The organism is Streptomyces sp. M-16 (assembly GCF_052114405.1).
Taxonomy (GTDB): domain Bacteria; phylum Actinomycetota; class Actinomycetes; order Streptomycetales; family Streptomycetaceae; genus Streptomyces.
The window spans coordinates 1-17,631 of sequence record NZ_JBFRER010000147.1 but is presented as its reverse complement, the minus strand read 5'-3'; the positions used below and the strand labels follow the sequence as shown (position 1 = coordinate 17,631).

Here is a 17,631-nt window from a genome sequence, read left to right as displayed (position 1 = left end):
ATCCCGGGCTTGGGGTTGTGGCCGTTGCGGATCAGGCGGCCGGTCAGCTCGGGCGGCAGGGTTCCCTCGACGGTGAGGCCGGTGGCGGTGACCTCGTCGGCGACGGGGGTGTAGTGGCCGGTCAGGTAGGGCTTGCTGGTCATGGTCATGGTGAGGACCTCGGATCTCGACGGTGGGGTGGCAGTACGGAGCGGGCTACGGCGCGGGGTGGCGTGCCGGGCGGGCCGGGTGGGGCAGGTGGGCCGGGTGCGGTCACGCGCGCTCGGCCCGCTCCTTCAGCCGGGCGAGCCACTGCACGAGGGAGTCGTGGAGCGCCTGTTGCAGCAGCTCCGGCGAGGCTTCCACGGGCGCCCCCGACCAGGACTCCTCGGTGCGGACCGTGACGGCGCCGTCCGCCTCCTCGAAGGTCCACACGTGCACGCCGTCGATCCCCTGGGCCGGGCCGCCCCAGACGATCCGCCCGCCGGGGACCAACTGCAGGACGGTGGAGGTGATGTCGAGGCCGTGGGTGAGCCAGCGGAAGGTGGCGCCGGGGGTGAGGGGGCCGTCCAGTGCGGCCCGGGTGACGTCCGGGTTCCAGTCGGGCCAGGCGTCGATGTCGGTGTGCAGCCGCCAGACGGTGTCGAGCGGGGCGTTGACGGTGGTCGACAGCCGTACGACGGCCGGCGCGCTCTCGTCGATCGTGAGGCACGGGGTGTGCTCGGTCTGCTCGGTGCGCTCGGTGCTCATGACGGGTGACGCTCCTTCTTTATGTGTGGTTAACCACTCACTCTTTGCGCCGCGAGGACGGCGCCCCGGCTTCAGGCGGGCCGCCGTCCGGGGGAGCGGGCTGTCAGTAGTGCCGGATCCCGGCCGTCAGGGTGCGGGTCCAGGGCGCGTCGACCGCCCCGGCGTCCATCGACACGACCAGGTGGCAGAGCGTCCCGACGGCGAAGAACTCCTGGACCTGGCGGTCGTCGCCGCCGGAGGCCCCGCGCACGTACTCGACCGTGCGGGCGTAACCGGCCCGCACGGCCTCGCGGACGGCGGGCTCGGAGACCGCGGCGGCCTGGGCGTGCAGCTGGACCAGCATCAGATCCTTGTCGCTGATCAGATGGGCGTACGCGTCGCCCATCGCGGAGAGCACGGCCTCCGGCGAGCTGCCGCGCGCACCGGCCGCGCCGGCCTCCAGGCTGGCCCGCACCCGTACGAAGCAGTGCTCCACCACGGCCACGAACAGGGCCTCCTTGTTGGGGAAGAGGCGGTAGACGTACGCCTGCGAGATCCCGGCGGCCTTGGCGACTTCCGTGGTCGTGGTGCCGAAGTATCCGCGCGCGGCGAACGCTCCGATGGCGGTGCGCAGCACCGTCTCGCGGCGTTCCTCCGCGGTGGACAGCTGGCGTTGGCGTTCCGGTTGCATGTGAGTACTCAATCACTCACACTTTTCGGGTGTCAACCCCTGTGATGCCGGCGGAGGGCCACAAGGAGCAGCCGCACTGATCAAGTGATTAGATCGATACAACCGGGTATGCGGCATGTGCGGAGATTTTCCCCGTCGTCCGTCCCCGCGCACTCAGCGTGCGCCACGACGGGCGCCGAGGCTCCGCACGAGCGACCGACCGCCGGGGCGCCGCGGCTGGCGGCGGCACCGACGGGCCGATGTGACAGCCGGTCTCCGCCGGCGGGAAGCAGGCTCACATGGTTGATCGTCTCAAGGCATCGGGGCTGGTGGGCGAAGTGTCCGCCGAATTCGCCGGCACGATGGTCCTCATCCTCTTCGGCTGCGGCGTCGTGGCCCAAGTGGTCGCGGGCGGCGGACTCACCACCCCGCCCGGCGGCCTCGGCAACCACGACAGCATCGCGTGGGCCTGGGGCCTCGGCGTCACCCTCGGCGTGTACCTCGCGGCACGCCTGAGCGGTGCCCACCTCAACCCCGCGGTCACGGTGGCGCTGGCTGCGTTCAAGGGATTCCCGTGGAGCCGGGTGGCGCCCTACGTGGTGGCGCAGACGGCCGGCGCGTTCGTGGCCGCCCTCATCGTGCGGTGGAACTACACCGAGGCGCTCGGCACGTACGACCCCGGCCACACCATCAAGTCGCAGGGCGTCTTCTCCACGCTCCCGGCGAACGGCAACCCGAACCTGCCGGTCACCGAATGGGGCGCGCTACGGGACCAGATCATCGGCACGGCGATCCTGCTGCTGCTGATCTTCGCGGTCACGGACCTGCTCGGCACCCCGCCCGGTGCCAACCTGGCGCCGTTCATCGTCGGCCTCATCGTCGTCGCGATCGGCATGGCCTGGGGCACGAACGCGGGGTACGCGATCAACCCGGCCCGTGACTTCGGTCCGCGGCTCGCCAGCTTCCTCACGGGCTACAGAGGGGCCTGGCGAGATCAGTACGGGAACTTCTACTTCTGGGTGCCCATCATCGGCCCGCTGATCGGAGGCCTGCTCGGCGCGGGCGTGTACAAGCTCTTCGTCGGCCGGTTCCTGCCGACCGCCGAGCCCGAGCCCACGGGCCGGGTCCCGACCCCCGAGCCCTGACCCACAGCCCTGCGTCATCCGGCGGCGGGGCGGCGACACCGGCCCGCCGCGGGACGGGCTCTCCCCCGAAGAGAGGCGGCATCATCATGGCGGACTTCGTCGGCGCAGTGGACCAAGGCACCACGAGCACCCGTTTCATGATCTTCGATCATGCGGGCAACGAGGTCGCGAAGCACCAGCTGGAGCACGCGCAGATCCTTCCCAGGTCGGGGTGGGTCGAGCACGATCCGGTGGAGATATGGGAGCGCACCAACTCGGTGATGCAGAACGCGCTCCGGCACGGCAACCTCTCCCCGGCCGACCTGGCGGCCATCGGCATCACCAACCAGCGCGAGACGACCGTCGTCTGGGACCCCCGCAGCGGCCGCCCGTACTACAACGCCATCGTCTGGCAGGACACCCGCACCGACTCGATCGCGGCAGCGCTCGACCGCTCGGGCCAGGGCGACGTCATCCGGCGCAAGGCCGGGCTGCCACCGGCCACCTACTTCTCCGGCGGGAAGATCCAGTGGATCCTGGAGAACGTGGACGGCGTCCGCGAGGCCGCCGAGCAAGGACACGCGCTCTTCGGCAACACCGACTGCTGGGTCCTGTGGAACCTCACCGGGGGCCCCGACGGAGGCATCCACGCCACCGACGTCACCAACGCCAGCCGGACCATGCTGATGGACCTGGAGAGCCTGGACTGGGACGACGAACTCCTCGGCTTCTTCGGGATCCCGCGCGCGATGCTCCCCGCCATCCACTCCTCCTCGCACCCCACCGCCTTCGGCGTCACACGCAGCTCCCGCCCCCTGCGGGCGGCGATCCCGATCACGGGCGTGCTCGGCGACCAGCAGGCGGCCACCGTCGGGCAGGTCTGCTACGCGCCCGGTGAGGCCAAGAACACCTACGGCACCGGCAACTTCCTCGTGCTCAACACGGGCAACGAGGTGGTCCGCTCCCAGCACGGCCTGCTCACCACCGTGGCCTACCGCTTCGGCGACGAGCCCGCGGTGTACGCGCTGGAGGGCTCCATCGCCGTCACCGGCTCGGCCGTGCAGTGGCTGCGCGACCAGATGAAGATCATCACCGATGCCGCGGAGAGCGAGCGCCTGGCCCGTACGGTCGAGGACAACGGCGGCATGTACTTCGTGCCGGCCTTCTCGGGCCTGTTCGCGCCCTACTGGCGCTCCGACGCCCGCGGCGCCATCGTCGGCCTCGCCCGCTACAACGACAGCGGGCACCTGGCGCGCGCCACCCTGGAAGCCATCTGCTACCAGAGCCGCGACGTCGTGGAGGCCATGGAACAGGACTCCGGGGTACACCTGGACGTACTCAAGGTCGACGGCGGAGTCACGGCCAACGACCTGTGCATGCAGATCCAGGCGGACGTCCTCGGGGTACCCGTCAGCCGCCCCGTCGTCGCCGAGACCACCGCCCTCGGCGCCGCGTACGCGGCCGGACTGGCCACCGGATTCTGGCAGGACACGGACGAGCTCCGCACGCACTGGCAGGAGTCCAAGCGGTGGGAGCCCCAGTGGTCCGAGGAGAAGCGGGCCGAAGGCTACGAGGGCTGGAAGAAGGCGGTGGCGCGGACCCTGGACTGGGCGACCGTCGAATAGCCGCGGGGGACCGGGCGTCGGCCGCGACCGCCGGTCCGGCCGACGCCCCCGACATCATCCCCGTCCGCCGGCCCCCGGCACCCGTACCCCACGGGCGCCCGCCCCGGGCGGGCGCCCGTACAGCGCCACCAGGTGGCGGGCGAGGGCGAGGGAGGCGAGGAGGGCCACGAGCGCGCACACGCCCGGCCAGCCGGCCCGGTCGTGGACCCGCACCCCGGCCCACGAGCCCGCGCTGCCGCCCAGGTACGCGCAGGTCATGTACGCGGTGTTGAGCCTGCTGCGGGCGTCGGGGCGCAGGGCGAAGACCCGGGCCTGGTTGGCGACCGTACCGCACTGCATCGCGATGTCCAGCAGCAGCGTGCCCGCGACCAGCGCGGCCGTCCCCACCGTCCCGCCCCGGGCGCCGACGGCGAGGACCGCGGCCGCGACGAGCACCCCGAGCACGCAGACCAGGTTCACGGGATCGGGCCCCCTGCGGTCCACCAGACGCCCTGCGAGCGGAGTGCAGAACATGGTGACCGCCCCGACCAGGGCGAGCATTCCCACCGCCTGCCCGCCCAGACCGTAGGCGGGGCCGGCGAGGAGGAGGGCCAGACAGGTCCAGACGGCGGAGAAACCACCGAAGACGGTCGCCTGGTAGAGGCAGGAACGGCGCAGCTGCGGCTCGGTGCGCCACAGGCGCAGGGACTCCGCCAGAAGCGACGGGTACGGCCGGGGCGGCGGCGGGGCGGTGACCGGCAGGGCGCGGGCGAGGACGACCGCGAGCAGCAGCACCACGACCGCCGCCACCAGGTACGGGGCACGCCAGCCCAGCCGTTCGCCGAGCGTGCCGCTGAACGTACGGGCCAGCAGCATCCCGCCGATCGACCCGCTCAGCAGGGTGCCCATCACGGCCCCCCGGCGGTCGGGGGCCACCATCCCCGCGGCCAGCGGGGCGATCAGCTGGGCGGCCACCGTGGTGACGCCGACGCACGCGGCGGCCGCGACGAGGGCCGGCAGGGCGGGGGCGCAGCCCGCGGCGAGGAGGCCGAGCCCCGCGAGGAGGAGCAGGGCGACGAGGAAGGGCCGGTACGGGATCCGGTCGCCGAGCGGCACCAGCAGGAGGATGCCGGCCGTGTAGCCGATCTGCGTGGCCGTCACCACCAGCGTCGCGGCGTCGGGCGTCGTGCCGAGCCCGGCGGCGACGAGCGGGGTGATCGCCTGCGGGAAGTAGACGTTGCCCACGCCGACGGCGCAGGTCAGGGCCAGGAGCAGCACCGTGCGGGGACCCAGGGTGGTCCCGTCACCCGGGGGCCGCCGCACGGCGGCCCCCTCGGTGACGATCGCCGGTTCCCCTGCGGGAGTCGGAGGTGTCATGCGGGGAAGTCCACGGCACGGGACGCTCCGCGCCAATCGATGTAGCGTATGGCTTGATGATCAGCTACGAACTGGGCGTCGAGGACCTGGCGGACACGCGGTTCGCGGTCTCACCGCTGCACGAGACCGTGCTCAGCCTCCGGGTGCTGCGCGACCCGGGACTGTCCGCGCTGCACCTCCCGTGGCGCCGGACCGTCCTCGGCCGGCTCGGCGGGCTCGACACCGGCCTGCTGATGTCGCTGGTCGCGTCGCGGCGCACCCTGCCCGACTTCCTCACGCCGCGTCCCGCGTGCTTCGAGCCGGCCTTGGAGGACGAACTGGCCGTCGTGGGCCGGACCGCCCCCGCCACGGTCCGGCGCGACCTGCTGGCCACGCACGCCCCGGACCCGCTCCCCGACGAGCTGCGCGCCGCCCGCTCCGCCGACGACGCATCCGTCCTCGCGCTCCGCGACGCCCTGTGCGACCTCCTGCGGCGGTACTGGGAGGTCGCCGTCGAGCCGGTGTGGCCGCGGATGCGGCTGCTGCTGGAGGCCGACATGACCTATCGCGCGCGGCAACTGGCCGTGGGGGGCGCCCGCCTGCTGTTCGCCGACATGCACCCGAACCTGCGCTGGCACGACGGCGTGCTGCACATCGGTCAGATGGTCAGCCGGTATCACGCCCGGGCCTGCGGGCGGGGGCTGTTGCTCGTACCGTCCGTGTTCGCGCACAAACCCGCACCCCCGGTCGGCGCGGACGAGGCGCCCATGATGGCGTACCCCAGCCGCGGGCTGGCGACCCTGTGGGCCCCGGAGCCCCTCCCCGACCCTTCCGCCCTCGTGTCCCTGCTCGGCGCGTCCCGGACCCGGTTGCTGGCTCTGCTCGAAGCCCCGCTCCCCACGGTCGAGATCGCCCGCCGCACCGGGGTCACCCCGAGTGCGGTGTCACAGCACTTGCGGGTGCTGTACGCGACCGGACTCGTGACCCGGGCACGCGACGGACGGCACGTCCTGTACCGCCGCAGCCCCCTGGGCGATCAGCTGACCGGCGGCGGCCCCTGAACCCCGGGGTGCCTGTTGCCCTCCGGGGTATCAGCGGCCGTGCGGGCAGCGGGGGGAAGGCCTGGCGGAGGTCGTACCGACCTTCCGGCACGCGCGGCCTCCGCCAGATGCTCACGCCGGCCGACCCCGCGCCTCACGTCCACGACGTACCCCTCCTCCCCGCGTGCCGTCAGGCCAGAGGTTCGGCGGCGAGCCGGACGACCACGGCGGGGCCCGCCTGGAACGCCGGGCTCCCCGCATCGGCTTCGACGATGTGCGGGGTGGCGTCGTGTTGGCGGGCGGAGCGCGTGGATGCTCCGCGACGGGGTACACGCGCGGTCCCGGGGCAGCCGCCCCGCCGGAACCGCAACGGCCCGGAGGGAGTGGACCCGTGGACGTGCCGAAGAAGGCCGCCACCGCCGCGAAATGGGGCCACGCCTGGCGCCGCGGAGCGCGGAAGGCCGCCACCCCGCCGCCGTCGTCGCAGCCCCCGCCCGCCCGTCCGCTCGTCCGCGCCCTGGCGATGCTCGCCGCGTTCGCCGGAACCGTCCTGTTCGGCATCGCACTGGCCCGCGTCACCCTCGAACCGTCCGCGGCGTCGGCAGGCCTCGTGCAGGGCAACGTCCATCCGGGCGCGTCGATCAGGGCCTACCTCGACGGCGCGCCGCTCCGGGAGGCCGCCGAGCAGCTCGGCGGAAACCTCCTGCTCGGCGTCCCGTTCGGGGTGCTCCTGCCCGTCCTCCTGCCGCAGACCCGCGGTCTGCTGCGCGTGGCGTTCCCGACCGCCGTCGTGATGACCCTCGTGGAGCTCATCCAGGGCGCGCTGGTGACGGGGCGGGCCTTCGACGTCGACGACGTCATCCTCAACACCGGTGGCGCGCTCCTCGGCTATCTCCTCCTCGGCCGCCGCGCGAGCCGCGCGGTCCACCCGCGCCGCCGCCACTGGTGGCAGCGCCGGCCCCGTCGCGGCCCCGCGGCGCCCGCGCTGCCGCCCCCGTCCGCGACGGGTGACGGCGAGCCCTGAGGGCCGAGCGGGGTCAGGCGCCGGGAACCGGCCCGATCATGCGCTTGCTGATCCGTTCCAGGGGTCCCTGGAACAGGCCGTCGGCGTACTTGTAGCCGTCGTGCCCGGCGTTGGGGACGATGTGCAGGTCCGTCTCGACGGGGCGCTTGCCGATCTTCTCCTTGAAGGCCTTCGTCTTCGCCCCCTCCTCCTTGTCGCCGAGCAGGAAGGAGATGTGGACCTTCGGGCCGTTCTTCTCGCGCGCCAGGTCCGGTACGTCGTCGGACATCCAGGTGCCCATCTTCGGCTGCCCGGGGATGTCGCTGCCGTCCCAGTACTGGTCCAGCTTGGCGTTCAGGACCGGCATCATCACGATGAACGGCAGCGACTTGCCCGCCTCGACCTGCTGCGCGATGCGCTCCTGGAGTTTGAAGTCGGCCCCGAACCAGTGGTTCGTCGGATAGCCGGAGGCGCCCGGCAGCGCCGTCAGCACCGGGAACGCGCTGTTCTCGTACTTCTTCTCCTTGTACTGCTTGGGCACCCAGGCCCACACCGGGGCGCGGCGTGATCAACACCACGCCGGCGCCCCGCCGTGCACTACCGCTCGGTGTCGAAGGTGTAGAACTTGCGGTGGTCCATCAGGTCCGCCGGGGTCACGTCGTTCCACGGCCGCAGCTTGCCGTGGAAGTCCACCACGTTCGCCGTGGGTGCGGCGGGCAGGTACGCGGACTTGGGGTTCCGGCGCTGCCACTCGGACCACAGCATGTCGATGAAGGCGTGGTGCATCCAGAACACCGGGTCGTTGGGCGACGCCGCGCTGGCCATGTGCCCGCCCACCCACACGTGCACCTTGTTGTGCAGACCCGGGCCGCGCCAGCCCTCCAGGTGGTTGCGGAACCCGCCCGAGGTGCTGTTCCAGGGCGCCGAGTCGTACGTCGGCATGGCGAGCACGGAGTTGACCTCGTCCTTGGTCGGCAGCTGGGCGCCGCCCGCGCCGAGGCTGCGCCGCAGGTACGTGCGCGCGTCCACGCCGACCGTGATGGCCCACTTGCCCCCCGCGTACGCGAAGGGCCCGTCGAGCACCTGCCCGTCGCGGGCCCGGTTGGTGCCGCCGAGGAAGTCGGCGGCCCACAGGGAGGAGGACGCCGTGCGGTCCACGGTCCAGTCCCAGTACGGCAGCGAGACCTTCGGGTCCACCTTCTGCAGGGCCGACTCGAAGTCGAGCAGGAAGCGGCGGTGCCAGGGGAGGAACGAGGGGGCGCGGTGGCCGACCCGGTCGCCGAAGTCGCTGTCGCTCATCAGGAAGGCGTTGTGGGCGTTCACGTAGCGGTCGTAGACGCCGGTGCGCTTGAGTTCGAGGAGCGCGTTGGTGAAGGCGCGCTTCTCCTCGGCGGTCAGCTTCGACTGGCTCTTGCGGACGGTCACAGGGCCTCTCCCTTCGGGGTGAAGGGGATCAGGTTCGCGCCCTGGAGGTCGCGTACGGCGGCCTTGGCGGCCGAGATGGGATCGGCGAAGGTCTCGTAGTGGTTGACCACGGTGACCCAGCTGTTGTCGGCGTTGCGCATGAGGTGCAGCTCTTTGCCGTCGATCTTGATGGTCGGCAGTCCCGGCATGTGCTGGCCGTCGTGGTGGGCGCCCGGGTCGAGGGTGATCTGGATGCGGCGGCCCTCGTAGACCTCGTCGATGCCGCCGGTGGGTATGGAGAGCGCCGAGCCGGAGGCCTTGGCGTTCGGGGAGGCGCTCGCCGAGGCGGAGCCGGAGCCCCCCTTGTCGCAGGCCGTCAGCCCCACGGCTGCGGCCGCGCCGACGGCGATGCCGAAGGCTTGTCTTCGAGTGATCATGTCCATGGCTTGTAGAAGTATCAGAAGCCCGTGAGCGTCCGAGCGGCACCCCTGCGCAGACCCGGCCCCCGGATCGTCAACTATAGTTACGCGCAAAGGGCGTCAACTATAGTTACGCCTGAGGAAAGGGAGCGGTACGCAGTGGTGGACTCAGACGCCGGTCCCGACGGACCGGGCGCGACGCGATCGGGCCGGGTCCCGGTTCCGGGCCCCGGGGCCCCCTTCAGCGACCGCCTCAACTTCCTCTTCGACCGGGTGCGCCCACCGGGAGCGGAGGAGTACACCAACGCCCACGTGGCCCGCACCATCTCCTCCTACGGCGAGGACAGTTACACCCGCTCCCACATCAGCTACCTGCGCGCGGGCAAGCGGACCCCCACCATCACCATGGTGCCCCTGCTCGCGCGCTTCTTCGGCGTGGAGGCCTCCTACTTCGTCGAGGACGAGGTCACCCGCAGGATCACCACCCAGTTCGAGATCCTGCGCAGACTGAAGGAGAACGGAGTCGAGCAGATCGCCYTGCGCGCGATGGGCGTCTCCGCCGCCGGCCAGCGCAAGGTGYTGGCGGCCCTCGAAGCCGTACGGAAAGAGGAAGGTCTGCCCGCCGATCCCGAAAGGGACCTGCCGTGACCAGCGTCCGCCGCCCGGACGGGAAGGGGAAGCCCCATGTGGCCCAGGCGTCGTAAGCGCGCGGCCGACCGCGAGGCCGACGAGGTCGAGCGCCGCAACCGCGCGTTCGTGGCCGGTCTCGACCTTCCCGCGGTCGACAGCGTCCTGGACCTCGTCCCGTTCATGGAAGAGCGCTTCGACCGCTCGATCAAGCTCATGCCGTTCGCCTCGGACCCGGCCGACCCCGACTCGCTCGACGCCTCCGCCCCGTGCGGCCTGTGGCTCGCCACAGGCGACACGGACTACGTCTTCTACGACACGGCCATCAGCCGCGCCCACGCCGAGATCATCGTCGGCCACGAGTTCGGCCACATGCTGGGACGCCACCGCGGGGACACCCCCCTCGCCGCGGGCAACCTCGGCGGACTCATCACCGACATCGACCCCGCCACCGTCCAACTCGTCCTCGGCCGGACCCGCTACAACGAGCCGCAGGAGTTCGAAGCCGAACTGCTCGGTTCCCTCCTGCAGGAGCGCCTCTCCACCCCCGTACGCGTCGCGGAGACCCCGGAAGCCGACCCCATAGCCCGCACGCTGCTGCGCTGACCGAAGAGGGACCCGTGAAAGACGTACTTCACCCCCTGTGCCTGGCCATCGCCGGTACGGGCTTCCTGATCCTCTTCCGCGACCTGCGGGGGAGCCGCCGCGACCCCGCGCTCGTCGCCCTGGCCTTCACCTACGGCTTCTCCGCGCTCAGCTACGCCGTCTCCCTCACCCCCGTCTGGGTGCGGATCGACGGCCTCCTCGGCGTCCCCAACATCGTCGTGCCGATCGCCCAGGGCTGCGTCATGCTCGTCCTCGCGCTCCAGGCCACCGTCCTGGCCCACTGGTCCAAGCCGCTCGACGGGGCCCGCCGCCGCAGCCGCCACCTGCTCCTCGCCGCAGGGGCCGTCATCGCCACCATGGCCGTGCTGTTCGCCCTGCTCACCCCGGCCACCACCCGGCCCACCGACTTCTCCCTCTACTACGCCCACGACCCGGTCTTCCAGGCGTACGTCCTCCTCTACTTCGGCATGTACAGCGCCGCCGAGATCTACCTGGCGCGTTCCTGCTGGAAGTACGCGCGCACCGCCACCGACCGCTCCATCGCCTTCAGCCTGCGCCTCGTCGCCATCGGCGCGGTCATCACCCTCGGCTACAGCGGCATCCGCCTCGCCGCCGTCGTCGGGGCCGACACCGGATTCAGCGTCAACGGGCTCAACGGATTCGCCTGGGCCTGCGGGGACATCGGAGCCACCCTCACCCAGATCGGCTACCTCATCCCCACCGTCGCCCGGCGCGCCACCAGCGCCCTCGGCTGGAGCACCGCACACCTGCGCTACCGACGCCTGGCCCCCCTCTGGACCGCACTCGACCGGGCCGACCCCGGCATCACCCTGCGCCGCCCCGCCCGCCAGCGCCAGGACGTCCTGCGGGGCCGCAGCGCCCACTTCCCCCTGCTGCGCCGCCGCGTCGAGATCCGCCAGGGCCAGAAACTGATGCGCCGCTACCTCGACCCGACGGCCCGGGAACACGCCGAGGGCCGCCGCCGCGCCGAAGGCCTCACCGGCGCCGAACTCGTCGCGGCCGTCACCGCCGACCAGATCCACGCCGCCCTCGTCCGCCACCGGGCCGACGACCCCGTAGCCACACCCGCCGAGTACGCCGACGCCGCGCTGCCCCTCGCCACCACCGAGGACGAGCTGCTCCACCTCCAGCGCGTCGCCTCCTACTTCACCCCGCCCACGCCCGAGCGCCGCGACGCCTCCCGCGGCATCACCTCAGGAGCCCGCTCGTGATCCTCCGCCGCACCCTGATCGTCGCCTGCACGGCCGTCGCCGCGGCGGCGGCCATGGCCACCACACCCGCGGCCGCGCGCAACCGCGCCGGCGGCGCCGCCCGCCCCCCGCGCGCTGACCTGCACCTCGCGCCCGCCCACGAACAGCTCGGCGCGCTGCGCCGGCGCACCGTCACCAGCCGGGCCCTGCTGGAGCAGACCCTGGCGCACATCGACCGGACCAACCCCGCCCTGGGCGCCGTCGTCACCCTCGACGCCGACGGAGCCCGCGCGGCGGCCGACGCGGCCGACCGTCACCTCGCCGCGACCGGCGAACCGCTCGGCGCCCTCCACGGCCTGCCCATCACCCTCAAGGACGCCCTGGAGACCAAGGGGCTCCGCACCACCTGCGGCTCCCCGGACCTCTCCGACCACGTCCCCGGCCGGGACGCCGACACCGTGGCGCGCCTGCGCGCCGCCGGCGCCGTCATCGTCGGCAAGACGAACGTCCCCGTGATGTGCCAGGACCTGCAGACCTCCAACCCCCTCTTCGGCAGGACCCGCAACCCCCACGACGCCACGAAGACCGCGGGCGGGTCCTCCGGCGGGCCGGCCGCCGCCGTCGCCGCGGGCCTGACCAGCCTCGAAGTCGGCTCCGACCTCGCGGGCTCGCTCCGCCTCCCGGCCGCCTACTGCGGCGTGTACGCGCTGCGGCCCAGCGGTGGGATCGTCCCCACCCGCGGGCACATCCCGCGCCCGCCCGGCTGGCTCACCAGCTCCGACATGCTCACCCTCGGGCCGATCGCGCGCGACGCCGAGGACCTGGACCTCCTCCTCGACGTCCTCGCCGCCCCCTCCCCGGCCGACGCCGCGGCCTGGCGGATCGACCTCCCGGCGCCGCGGCGGAGCCGTCTCGCGGAGTACCGCGTCGGCGTGTGGCAGGACGACCCGTACTGTCACGTCGACGCGGACACCCGGGGGCTCCTGGAACGGGTCGCCGCACTCCTGCGGTCCGCCGGGGCCACCGTCGACCACACGGCCCGGCCGGTGGACCTCGCCGGCAGCGACCGGCTGTTCCAGCGCCTCATGTACGCGACGGCGAGCGCCACCGCCCCCGACGCCGGATTCACCGAGGACGTCGAGGCCGCCGACAAGATCCCCGCCGACGACCCCCGAGGGCTCTTCCTCCACTCGCGGACCATGCGGCACCGGGACTGGCTGCGCGCGAACGAGGAACGCGAGGAGCTGCGCGGCCGCTGGGCCGACTACTTCGCCACCCACGACGTCCTGATCACCCCGGCCGCACCGACGGCCGCCGTGGACGACCAGACGGACACTCCCGTCCCGGGCCGGTACATCACCGTCGACGGCGTGAAGCGCCCGTACTTCGACCAGACGGCCTGGCTGAACCTGGCCGGCCACGTCTCGCTCCCGGCCCTGGTCATGCCCGCGGGCCGGACCGCGGAGGGGCTGCCGCTCGCCGTGCAGATCATCGGCCCCTACCTGGCCGACCGCACGGTCGTCGCCCTCGCCGGGCAGTTGGCCCGCCGGCTCCCCGATCCCGTGCGTCCGCCCGCCTTCACCGGCTGAGCGGGCCCCGAGACCGGGCTCGTTCTGCCCCCACGGGGGTGGGGCGGGACGAGCCCGCACGACGGAGGGGCCCCGGGTTCTCCCGGGGCCCCTCCGTACTGCCTTCCGCCGGGCCGACGGCCCCGCCAAGACATGAAGGGCCCGGATACCGACGGGGGATACGGTATCCGGGCCCTACGTTCATCATCCTAGTACCCCGCGTCCCGATGCCGGGAGGCAGTCCCCTGCGTCGGTTCCACGAACCGTGCCGCCGGCCGCACCGACGGCCGTGGACCGGGCCGGGCCACGCCCCGTCAGGACTGTTTCGTCCAGCGCTGCGAGGCGTGTCCGGCGCAGGTGGAGGTCACCAGACCGCTGGTCATGCCCAGGTCGAGGCAGCCGCCGCCGAGGTCGGCCCGCAGGCTGCCGTCCGCACCGGACCGCCACACGCGCCCGATGTCCTGGGCGCAGTCGCCGACGAAGACGGCCTGGTTGAGACCGTTGGAGTACAGGCACTGGCCGGACTGCTGGTTGGCCAGCTTGAAGCTGCCGTCGCCCCTGCCGCGGACCGTCCAGCGGGCCGTCGCGTCGGCGCAGTCCCCGGCGCTCGAAGCGCCGAAGACCTGGGTGACGCAGGTGCCGTCGTCGCCGTTGCGGTAGCGGCCCGTACCGGACGGGGCCGCAGGCGGTGCCGGCGGGACCTCGGGTGCCGTGGAGGCGCCGCCGCCGGGGGGACGCGCGGTGCCGCTCCCGCCCGCGTTCCCGCCGTTCCCGGAACCTCCCGATCCGTTCTGGCCGCCGGCGTTGCCCCCGGCGCCGGGGCCGGGTCCCGCGCCGCCCCCGGCCGGAGGTGCGCCCGTACCGGGGGGTGTCACGCCCACCCCGCCGTCCGGGCCGGGCGAGGCTCCGGGGGATCCGGAGGGCCCGGGCGACGCCGTACCCGACGGACCGGAGCCCGACGCCGACGGCGCCGCACCGGCCGGGGCCGACAGGGAGGGGAGCGGAGTGCTCCCCGCCTTGGCCTGCGGTGAGGTGGAGTACGGAAGGTGCTGGATCGCGAGGGTCGTCCCGCCCGCGACCACCACGACGGGCAGGACGGCGAGGAACACGCGGGCACGGCGGCGCCGACCGGGACGTTCCGGCCGCGAACCGGCCCCCGGGGTGACCTCCGGGGCGGCCTCCGGGCCGGGCGCCTTCTCCGGCTCCGTCCTCACCTCCGGCTCCGGCTCGGGTCCTTTGCCGGACAGCGGCAGCGTCGGTACATCGAGTTCCTGTACCCGGGCGGCGAAGGCGGCCCGCTCGGCCAGCCGCTCGGCGATCGTTCCCGGCCACGGAGGTCCGTCGCCCGGCGAGTGCCGCGTGGCGCGTTCGAGGAGTCCGGCGGCCGTGGGCCGGCCCTCGGGATCCTTGTCGAGGCAGGAGGCGACCAGCTCGGCGAGGTCCGGATCCACCTCCCGCAACGGCTCCAGGTCCGGTTCCTCGTGCACGATGCGGTACAGCACACCGTGCCCCGACTCCTCACCGAACGGCGGCCGCCCGGAGGCCGCGTAGGCGAGGACGGAACCGAGCGCGAACACGTCGGTGGCGCCGCTCACCGCCCGCTTGCCCGAGGCCTGCTCGGGAGCCATGTAGGCGGGCGTGCCCACGACCATGCCGGTCCTGGTCAGCTGGCTCTGCTCGGCCGCCCGGGCCACGCCGAAGTCGATGAGGGTCAGCCCGTCGAGGGTCAGCATGACGTTCGACGGCTTCACGTCCCGGTGCACCATGTCCAGCGCGTGCACGGCCGCGAGGCCCGCCGCCGCCTCCCGCAGCAGCGCCCACAGCGCCGTTGCGGGCAGCGGGCCCCCGTTCAGCCCGACGGCCTCCCGCAGGGTGAGGCCGGGCACGTACGAGGTCGCGAACCACGGCGGCCGGGCGTCGCGGTCGCTCGCGAGCAGCGGCGCGGTGGCACCTGCGGGCAGCCGGGCCAGGTTGTCGAGTTCGTGCCCGAAACGGCGCAGGAAGTCCGCGTCCTCCCCGACCACGGAGGCCAGCAGTTGTTTGACGGCGACGTACCGGCCCTCGTGGACCCCGAGGTACACCCGCCCCATCCCGCCGGCCCCGAGCCGTCCCGCCAGCGCGATCGCGCCGATCCGACGCGGGTCCTCCGCCTCCAGCGGCTCGGCCCCGCTCCCCCTCAGCTCCAACACGTCAGCCCCGTAGCATCGGAATCAGTTGCCAGAAAGCTACCCGATGCCCCGCGAGCACCAACGAGGGTGTGGGGGAGCGCACTTGCGAGGGCCCCCGCGGACGCGCGGCACGGGTCGCCGGCGCCGCGACACCCGTCGGGGGCAGGTCCGCGCGGCCGGGGCGCGCCACGTATCCTTGGAGCATGAGGATGCACAAGAGCGTCGACGTGCGGGTCGACTCGATGCTCGACGACTTGCGGACGCTGGTCGAGGTCGAGTCACCGTCGCGTGATCTCGACGCCCTGGGCGCGTCGGCCAAGACGGTGGCGGAGGTCATCGAGGGCCGCCTGGGCGGGCGGGCCGTCCTGGTGGAGAGCGAGGCCGGGCCGCACGTGCACTGGTCCGGCGGCGGCGATCCCCGGGTGCTGATCCTCGGCCACCACGACACGGTGTTCCCGCTGGGCACGCTGGAGCGGCGGCCGTTCCGCGTGGCGGACGGGCGCGTGACGGGCCCCGGCGTCTTCGACATGCTCGGCGGACTGGTGCAGGCCGTGCACGGACTGGCCGCGCTGGACGACCTGTCGGGCGTGGAGATCCTGGTGACCGCCGACGAAGAGGTCGGTTCCGGATCCTCCCGCGCGCTGATCGAGGAGCGGGCCCGCGCCTGCGGTGCGGTGCTGGTGTTCGAGGGCGCGGCCGACGGCGGCGGGCTCAAGACGGGCCGCAAGGGGTGCGGCACCTTCCAGGTGTCCATCACCGGCCGGGCCTCGCACGCCGGGCTGGAGCCCGCGGCCGGGGTGAACGCCCTGGTCGAGGCGGCCCACCAGGTACTGGACATCGCCGCGCTGAACCGGCCGGAGGCCGGGACGACCGTGACGCCGACCGTGGCCTCGGCCGGGACCCTGGACAACGTGGTTCCGGCGGAGGCGACCGTGATCGTCGACGTACGGGTCGAGTCGGACGCGGAGAAGGAGCGGATCGAGTCGGCGTTCGCCGCGCTGGTTCCGCACCTGGACGAGGCGCGGATCTCGGTCCGGGGCGCCGTGGGCCGGCCCCCGATGCCGGAATCGGCCTCGGCGGAACTCTTCGAGGTGGCCCGGCGCCTCCGGCCGGGCATCGAGGGCAAGGCCGTCGGCGGCGGCAGCGACGGCAACTTCACGGCGGCCCTGGGCGTACCCACCCTCGACGGGCTGGGGGCGGTCGGCGGCGGCGCCCACGCCGATCACGAATACCTCATGGTCGACGCGATGGTGCCGCGCGCCCACCTCGTCACGGGGCTGGTCGAGGCGATCCGCGCCTCCCGGGAGGCGTGAGCGCGCCACCTCCGGGCGCCGGACACGGCCCGGCGGGTGACGCCCGCTGCGCCGATGTGGGGTCGCTCCGTTGACAGCCCACCGCCCACGTGCGAAAACATCAGTAGGCCGTCTACGGCCCGTGCCCCCGCACGACGTGCGACAGCCACCTCGACACGCGCTCGCCGCCAACGCGCCGAGCCCGCCGAGCCCGCCGCGTCGGATCCCCTGCCCCGCACCTGAGACCGCCGACCAGGGCACACACCACCGCATTTCGTGAACGAACGGTTTCCCTATGACCATGTTGCCCGCATCGCGCGTCGCCGGACGGACCTGGACGGTCCGCCTGACCGGCCACGCGGACCACACCGTCTCCGTCACCTGCAGCACCGGGGCGTGCCGTATGCCGCCCCGTTCCAAGGACACCGTGGCCATGCGGCGTTTCGCCGCCGAGCACATCAGGGCGCACGCCCGGCTGGCCACCGTACGGCCGAACGCCGCGTGTGCCTGCCGCGCGGCCGACTGTTCCTACCACGAGGACAGCCGGGCGTCCTGCACCGGATCGCCCCTGCTGGTCCTCATCCACAACCCGGCCGTGGGGCAGGTCTGGACGCTCGCCGAAATCTGCCAGGCCTGCGCACGCCTCATCCATCACATCACCGTCCTCGGGCGGGCCCAGGGCCAGGCGCCCGCACCGCGGACGCAGCCCTCGGCCGAAACCGCCCCGGCGCGCGTGGCCGTGGCCGGCGGGTTCTCCTCTCCGGAGGCGGCCCCGGAGGCCGTTCCGCGCCGCCGCCCCCAGCGCGGCGGCCGCCGCCCCCAGCGCGGCGG

General features: G+C 73.3%; 17 protein-coding genes. 10 read left to right on the top strand and 7 right to left on the bottom strand.

The features are described 5' to 3' along the window. Positions 1-252: 252 nt before the first annotated feature. Both AB4039_RS37685 and AB4039_RS37680 read right to left on the bottom strand, forming a co-directional pair. On the bottom strand, positions 253-729 hold the full coding sequence (locus tag AB4039_RS37685; RefSeq protein ID WP_266844882.1) for an SRPBCC family protein: 477 nt from the start codon (positions 727-729) through the stop codon (positions 253-255). Between the two features lie 103 nt (positions 730-832). Beyond that, the gene (locus tag AB4039_RS37680; protein ID WP_266844881.1) at positions 833-1,399 is read right to left on the bottom strand and encodes a TetR/AcrR family transcriptional regulator; all 567 of its coding nucleotides are present in this window, start codon (positions 1,397-1,399) and stop codon (positions 833-835) included. A gap of 278 nt (positions 1,400-1,677) precedes the next feature. Here AB4039_RS37680 and AB4039_RS37675 point away from each other — a divergent pair, with 278 nt between their 5' ends. After that, positions 1,678-2,523 (top strand): MIP/aquaporin family protein, encoded by an 846-nt coding sequence (locus tag AB4039_RS37675; protein ID WP_442272876.1) that lies wholly within the window; start codon positions 1,678-1,680, stop codon positions 2,521-2,523. 86 nt (positions 2,524-2,609) lie between these two features. Beyond that, the gene (gene glpK / locus AB4039_RS37670) at positions 2,610-4,127 is read left to right on the top strand and encodes a glycerol kinase GlpK (protein ID WP_266844878.1); all 1,518 of its coding nucleotides are present in this window, start codon (positions 2,610-2,612) and stop codon (positions 4,125-4,127) included. A gap of 54 nt (positions 4,128-4,181) precedes the next feature. On the opposite strand, the gene AB4039_RS37665 is transcribed toward glpK, so the two are convergent. Then, a complete protein-coding gene (locus AB4039_RS37665) occupies positions 4,182-5,483 on the bottom strand; it encodes an MFS transporter (protein WP_442272875.1) in 1,302 nt (433 codons plus the stop codon). Positions 5,484-5,539: 56 nt separating this feature from the next. On the opposite strand from AB4039_RS37665, the gene AB4039_RS37660 reads away from it, so the two are divergent. Both AB4039_RS37660 and AB4039_RS37655 read left to right on the top strand, forming a co-directional pair. Continuing rightward, a complete protein-coding gene (locus AB4039_RS37660) occupies positions 5,540-6,523 on the top strand; it encodes an ArsR family transcriptional regulator (protein WP_266844877.1) in 984 nt (327 codons plus the stop codon). A gap of 370 nt (positions 6,524-6,893) precedes the next feature. Beyond that, positions 6,894-7,526 carry a VanZ family protein gene (locus tag AB4039_RS37655; protein ID WP_442272874.1) on the top strand — a complete coding sequence of 211 codons (633 nt, stop codon included), beginning with the start codon at positions 6,894-6,896 and terminating at the stop codon, positions 7,524-7,526. Positions 7,527-7,539: 13 nt separating this feature from the next. Here the strand turns inward: AB4039_RS37655 and AB4039_RS37650 are convergent, their stop codons facing one another. The 3 genes from AB4039_RS37650 to melC1 are packed head-to-tail and all read right to left on the bottom strand — an operon-like array spanning position 7,540 to position 9,346. Next, a complete protein-coding gene (locus AB4039_RS37650) occupies positions 7,540-8,046 on the bottom strand; it encodes a hypothetical protein (RefSeq protein ID WP_442272873.1) in 507 nt (168 codons plus the stop codon). A gap of 56 nt (positions 8,047-8,102) precedes the next feature. Beyond that, entirely contained in the window at positions 8,103-8,930 is an 828-nt protein-coding gene (gene melC2, locus AB4039_RS37645) for a tyrosinase MelC2 (protein ID WP_266844874.1), read from the bottom strand. After that, positions 8,927-9,346, bottom strand: a complete 420-nt coding sequence (gene melC1, locus AB4039_RS37640) for an apotyrosinase chaperone MelC1 (RefSeq protein ID WP_442272872.1) — start codon at positions 9,344-9,346, stop codon at positions 8,927-8,929. Before melC1 ends, melC2 begins: the two co-directional genes overlap by 4 nt. Before the next feature lie 141 nt (positions 9,347-9,487). Between melC1 and AB4039_RS37635 the strand changes: the two genes are divergently transcribed. From AB4039_RS37635 to AB4039_RS37620, 4 genes are read left to right on the top strand one after another with little or no spacing between them, the layout of a single operon-like run. Beyond that, the gene (locus AB4039_RS37635; RefSeq protein WP_266844871.1) at positions 9,488-9,976 is read left to right on the top strand and encodes a helix-turn-helix domain-containing protein; all 489 of its coding nucleotides are present in this window, start codon (positions 9,488-9,490) and stop codon (positions 9,974-9,976) included. Between the two features lie 36 nt (positions 9,977-10,012). Continuing rightward, a complete protein-coding gene (locus AB4039_RS37630) occupies positions 10,013-10,561 on the top strand; it encodes a hypothetical protein (RefSeq protein WP_266844870.1) in 549 nt (182 codons plus the stop codon). A gap of 14 nt (positions 10,562-10,575) precedes the next feature. Then, positions 10,576-11,793, top strand: coding sequence for an MAB_1171c family putative transporter (locus AB4039_RS37625; RefSeq protein WP_442272871.1), 1,218 nt, complete (start codon positions 10,576-10,578; stop codon positions 11,791-11,793). Beyond that, a complete protein-coding gene (locus AB4039_RS37620; protein ID WP_266844866.1) occupies positions 11,790-13,361 on the top strand; it encodes an amidase in 1,572 nt (523 codons plus the stop codon). Before AB4039_RS37625 ends, AB4039_RS37620 begins: the two co-directional genes overlap by 4 nt. Positions 13,362-13,654: 293 nt before the next feature. On the opposite strand, the gene AB4039_RS37615 is transcribed toward AB4039_RS37620, so the two are convergent. Next, entirely contained in the window at positions 13,655-15,529 is a 1,875-nt protein-coding gene (locus AB4039_RS37615; protein WP_266844864.1) for a protein kinase domain-containing protein, read from the bottom strand. A gap of 182 nt (positions 15,530-15,711) precedes the next feature. On the opposite strand from AB4039_RS37615, the gene AB4039_RS37610 reads away from it, so the two are divergent. Together AB4039_RS37610 and AB4039_RS37605 are read left to right on the top strand one after the other, a co-directional pair. Next, positions 15,712-16,821: a M20 family metallopeptidase gene (locus AB4039_RS37610; RefSeq protein WP_266844863.1), complete on the top strand. Its 1,110-nt coding sequence runs from the start codon at positions 15,712-15,714 to the stop codon at positions 16,819-16,821. Between the two features lie 280 nt (positions 16,822-17,101). Beyond that, positions 17,102-17,631: hypothetical protein (locus tag AB4039_RS37605; protein WP_442272870.1), on the top strand; the 530-nt coding region annotated here is incomplete at its 3' end.

What these genes read in the sequence shown, in the direction of transcription:
- AB4039_RS37685 (WP_266844882.1), bottom strand. Translation starts at nt 729, where the DNA reads ATGAGCACCGAGCGCACCGAGCAGACCGAGCACACCCCGTGCCTCACG.
- AB4039_RS37680 (WP_266844881.1), bottom strand. Translation starts at nt 1,399, where the DNA reads ATGCAACCGGAACGCCAACGCCAGCTGTCCACCGCGGAGGAACGCCGC.
- AB4039_RS37675 (WP_442272876.1), top strand. Translation starts at nt 1,678, where the DNA reads ATGGTTGATCGTCTCAAGGCATCGGGGCTGGTGGGCGAAGTGTCCGCC.
- glpK (WP_266844878.1), top strand. Translation starts at nt 2,610, where the DNA reads ATGGCGGACTTCGTCGGCGCAGTGGACCAAGGCACCACGAGCACCCGT.
- AB4039_RS37665 (WP_442272875.1), bottom strand. Translation starts at nt 5,483, where the DNA reads ATGACACCTCCGACTCCCGCAGGGGAACCGGCGATCGTCACCGAGGGG.
- AB4039_RS37660 (WP_266844877.1), top strand. Translation starts at nt 5,540, where the DNA reads ATGATCAGCTACGAACTGGGCGTCGAGGACCTGGCGGACACGCGGTTC.
- melC1 (WP_442272872.1), bottom strand. Translation starts at nt 9,346, where the DNA reads ATGATCACTCGAAGACAAGCCTTCGGCATCGCCGTCGGCGCGGCCGCA.
- AB4039_RS37630 (WP_266844870.1), top strand. Translation starts at nt 10,013, where the DNA reads ATGTGGCCCAGGCGTCGTAAGCGCGCGGCCGACCGCGAGGCCGACGAG.
- AB4039_RS37610 (WP_266844863.1), top strand. Translation starts at nt 15,712, where the DNA reads ATGAGGATGCACAAGAGCGTCGACGTGCGGGTCGACTCGATGCTCGAC.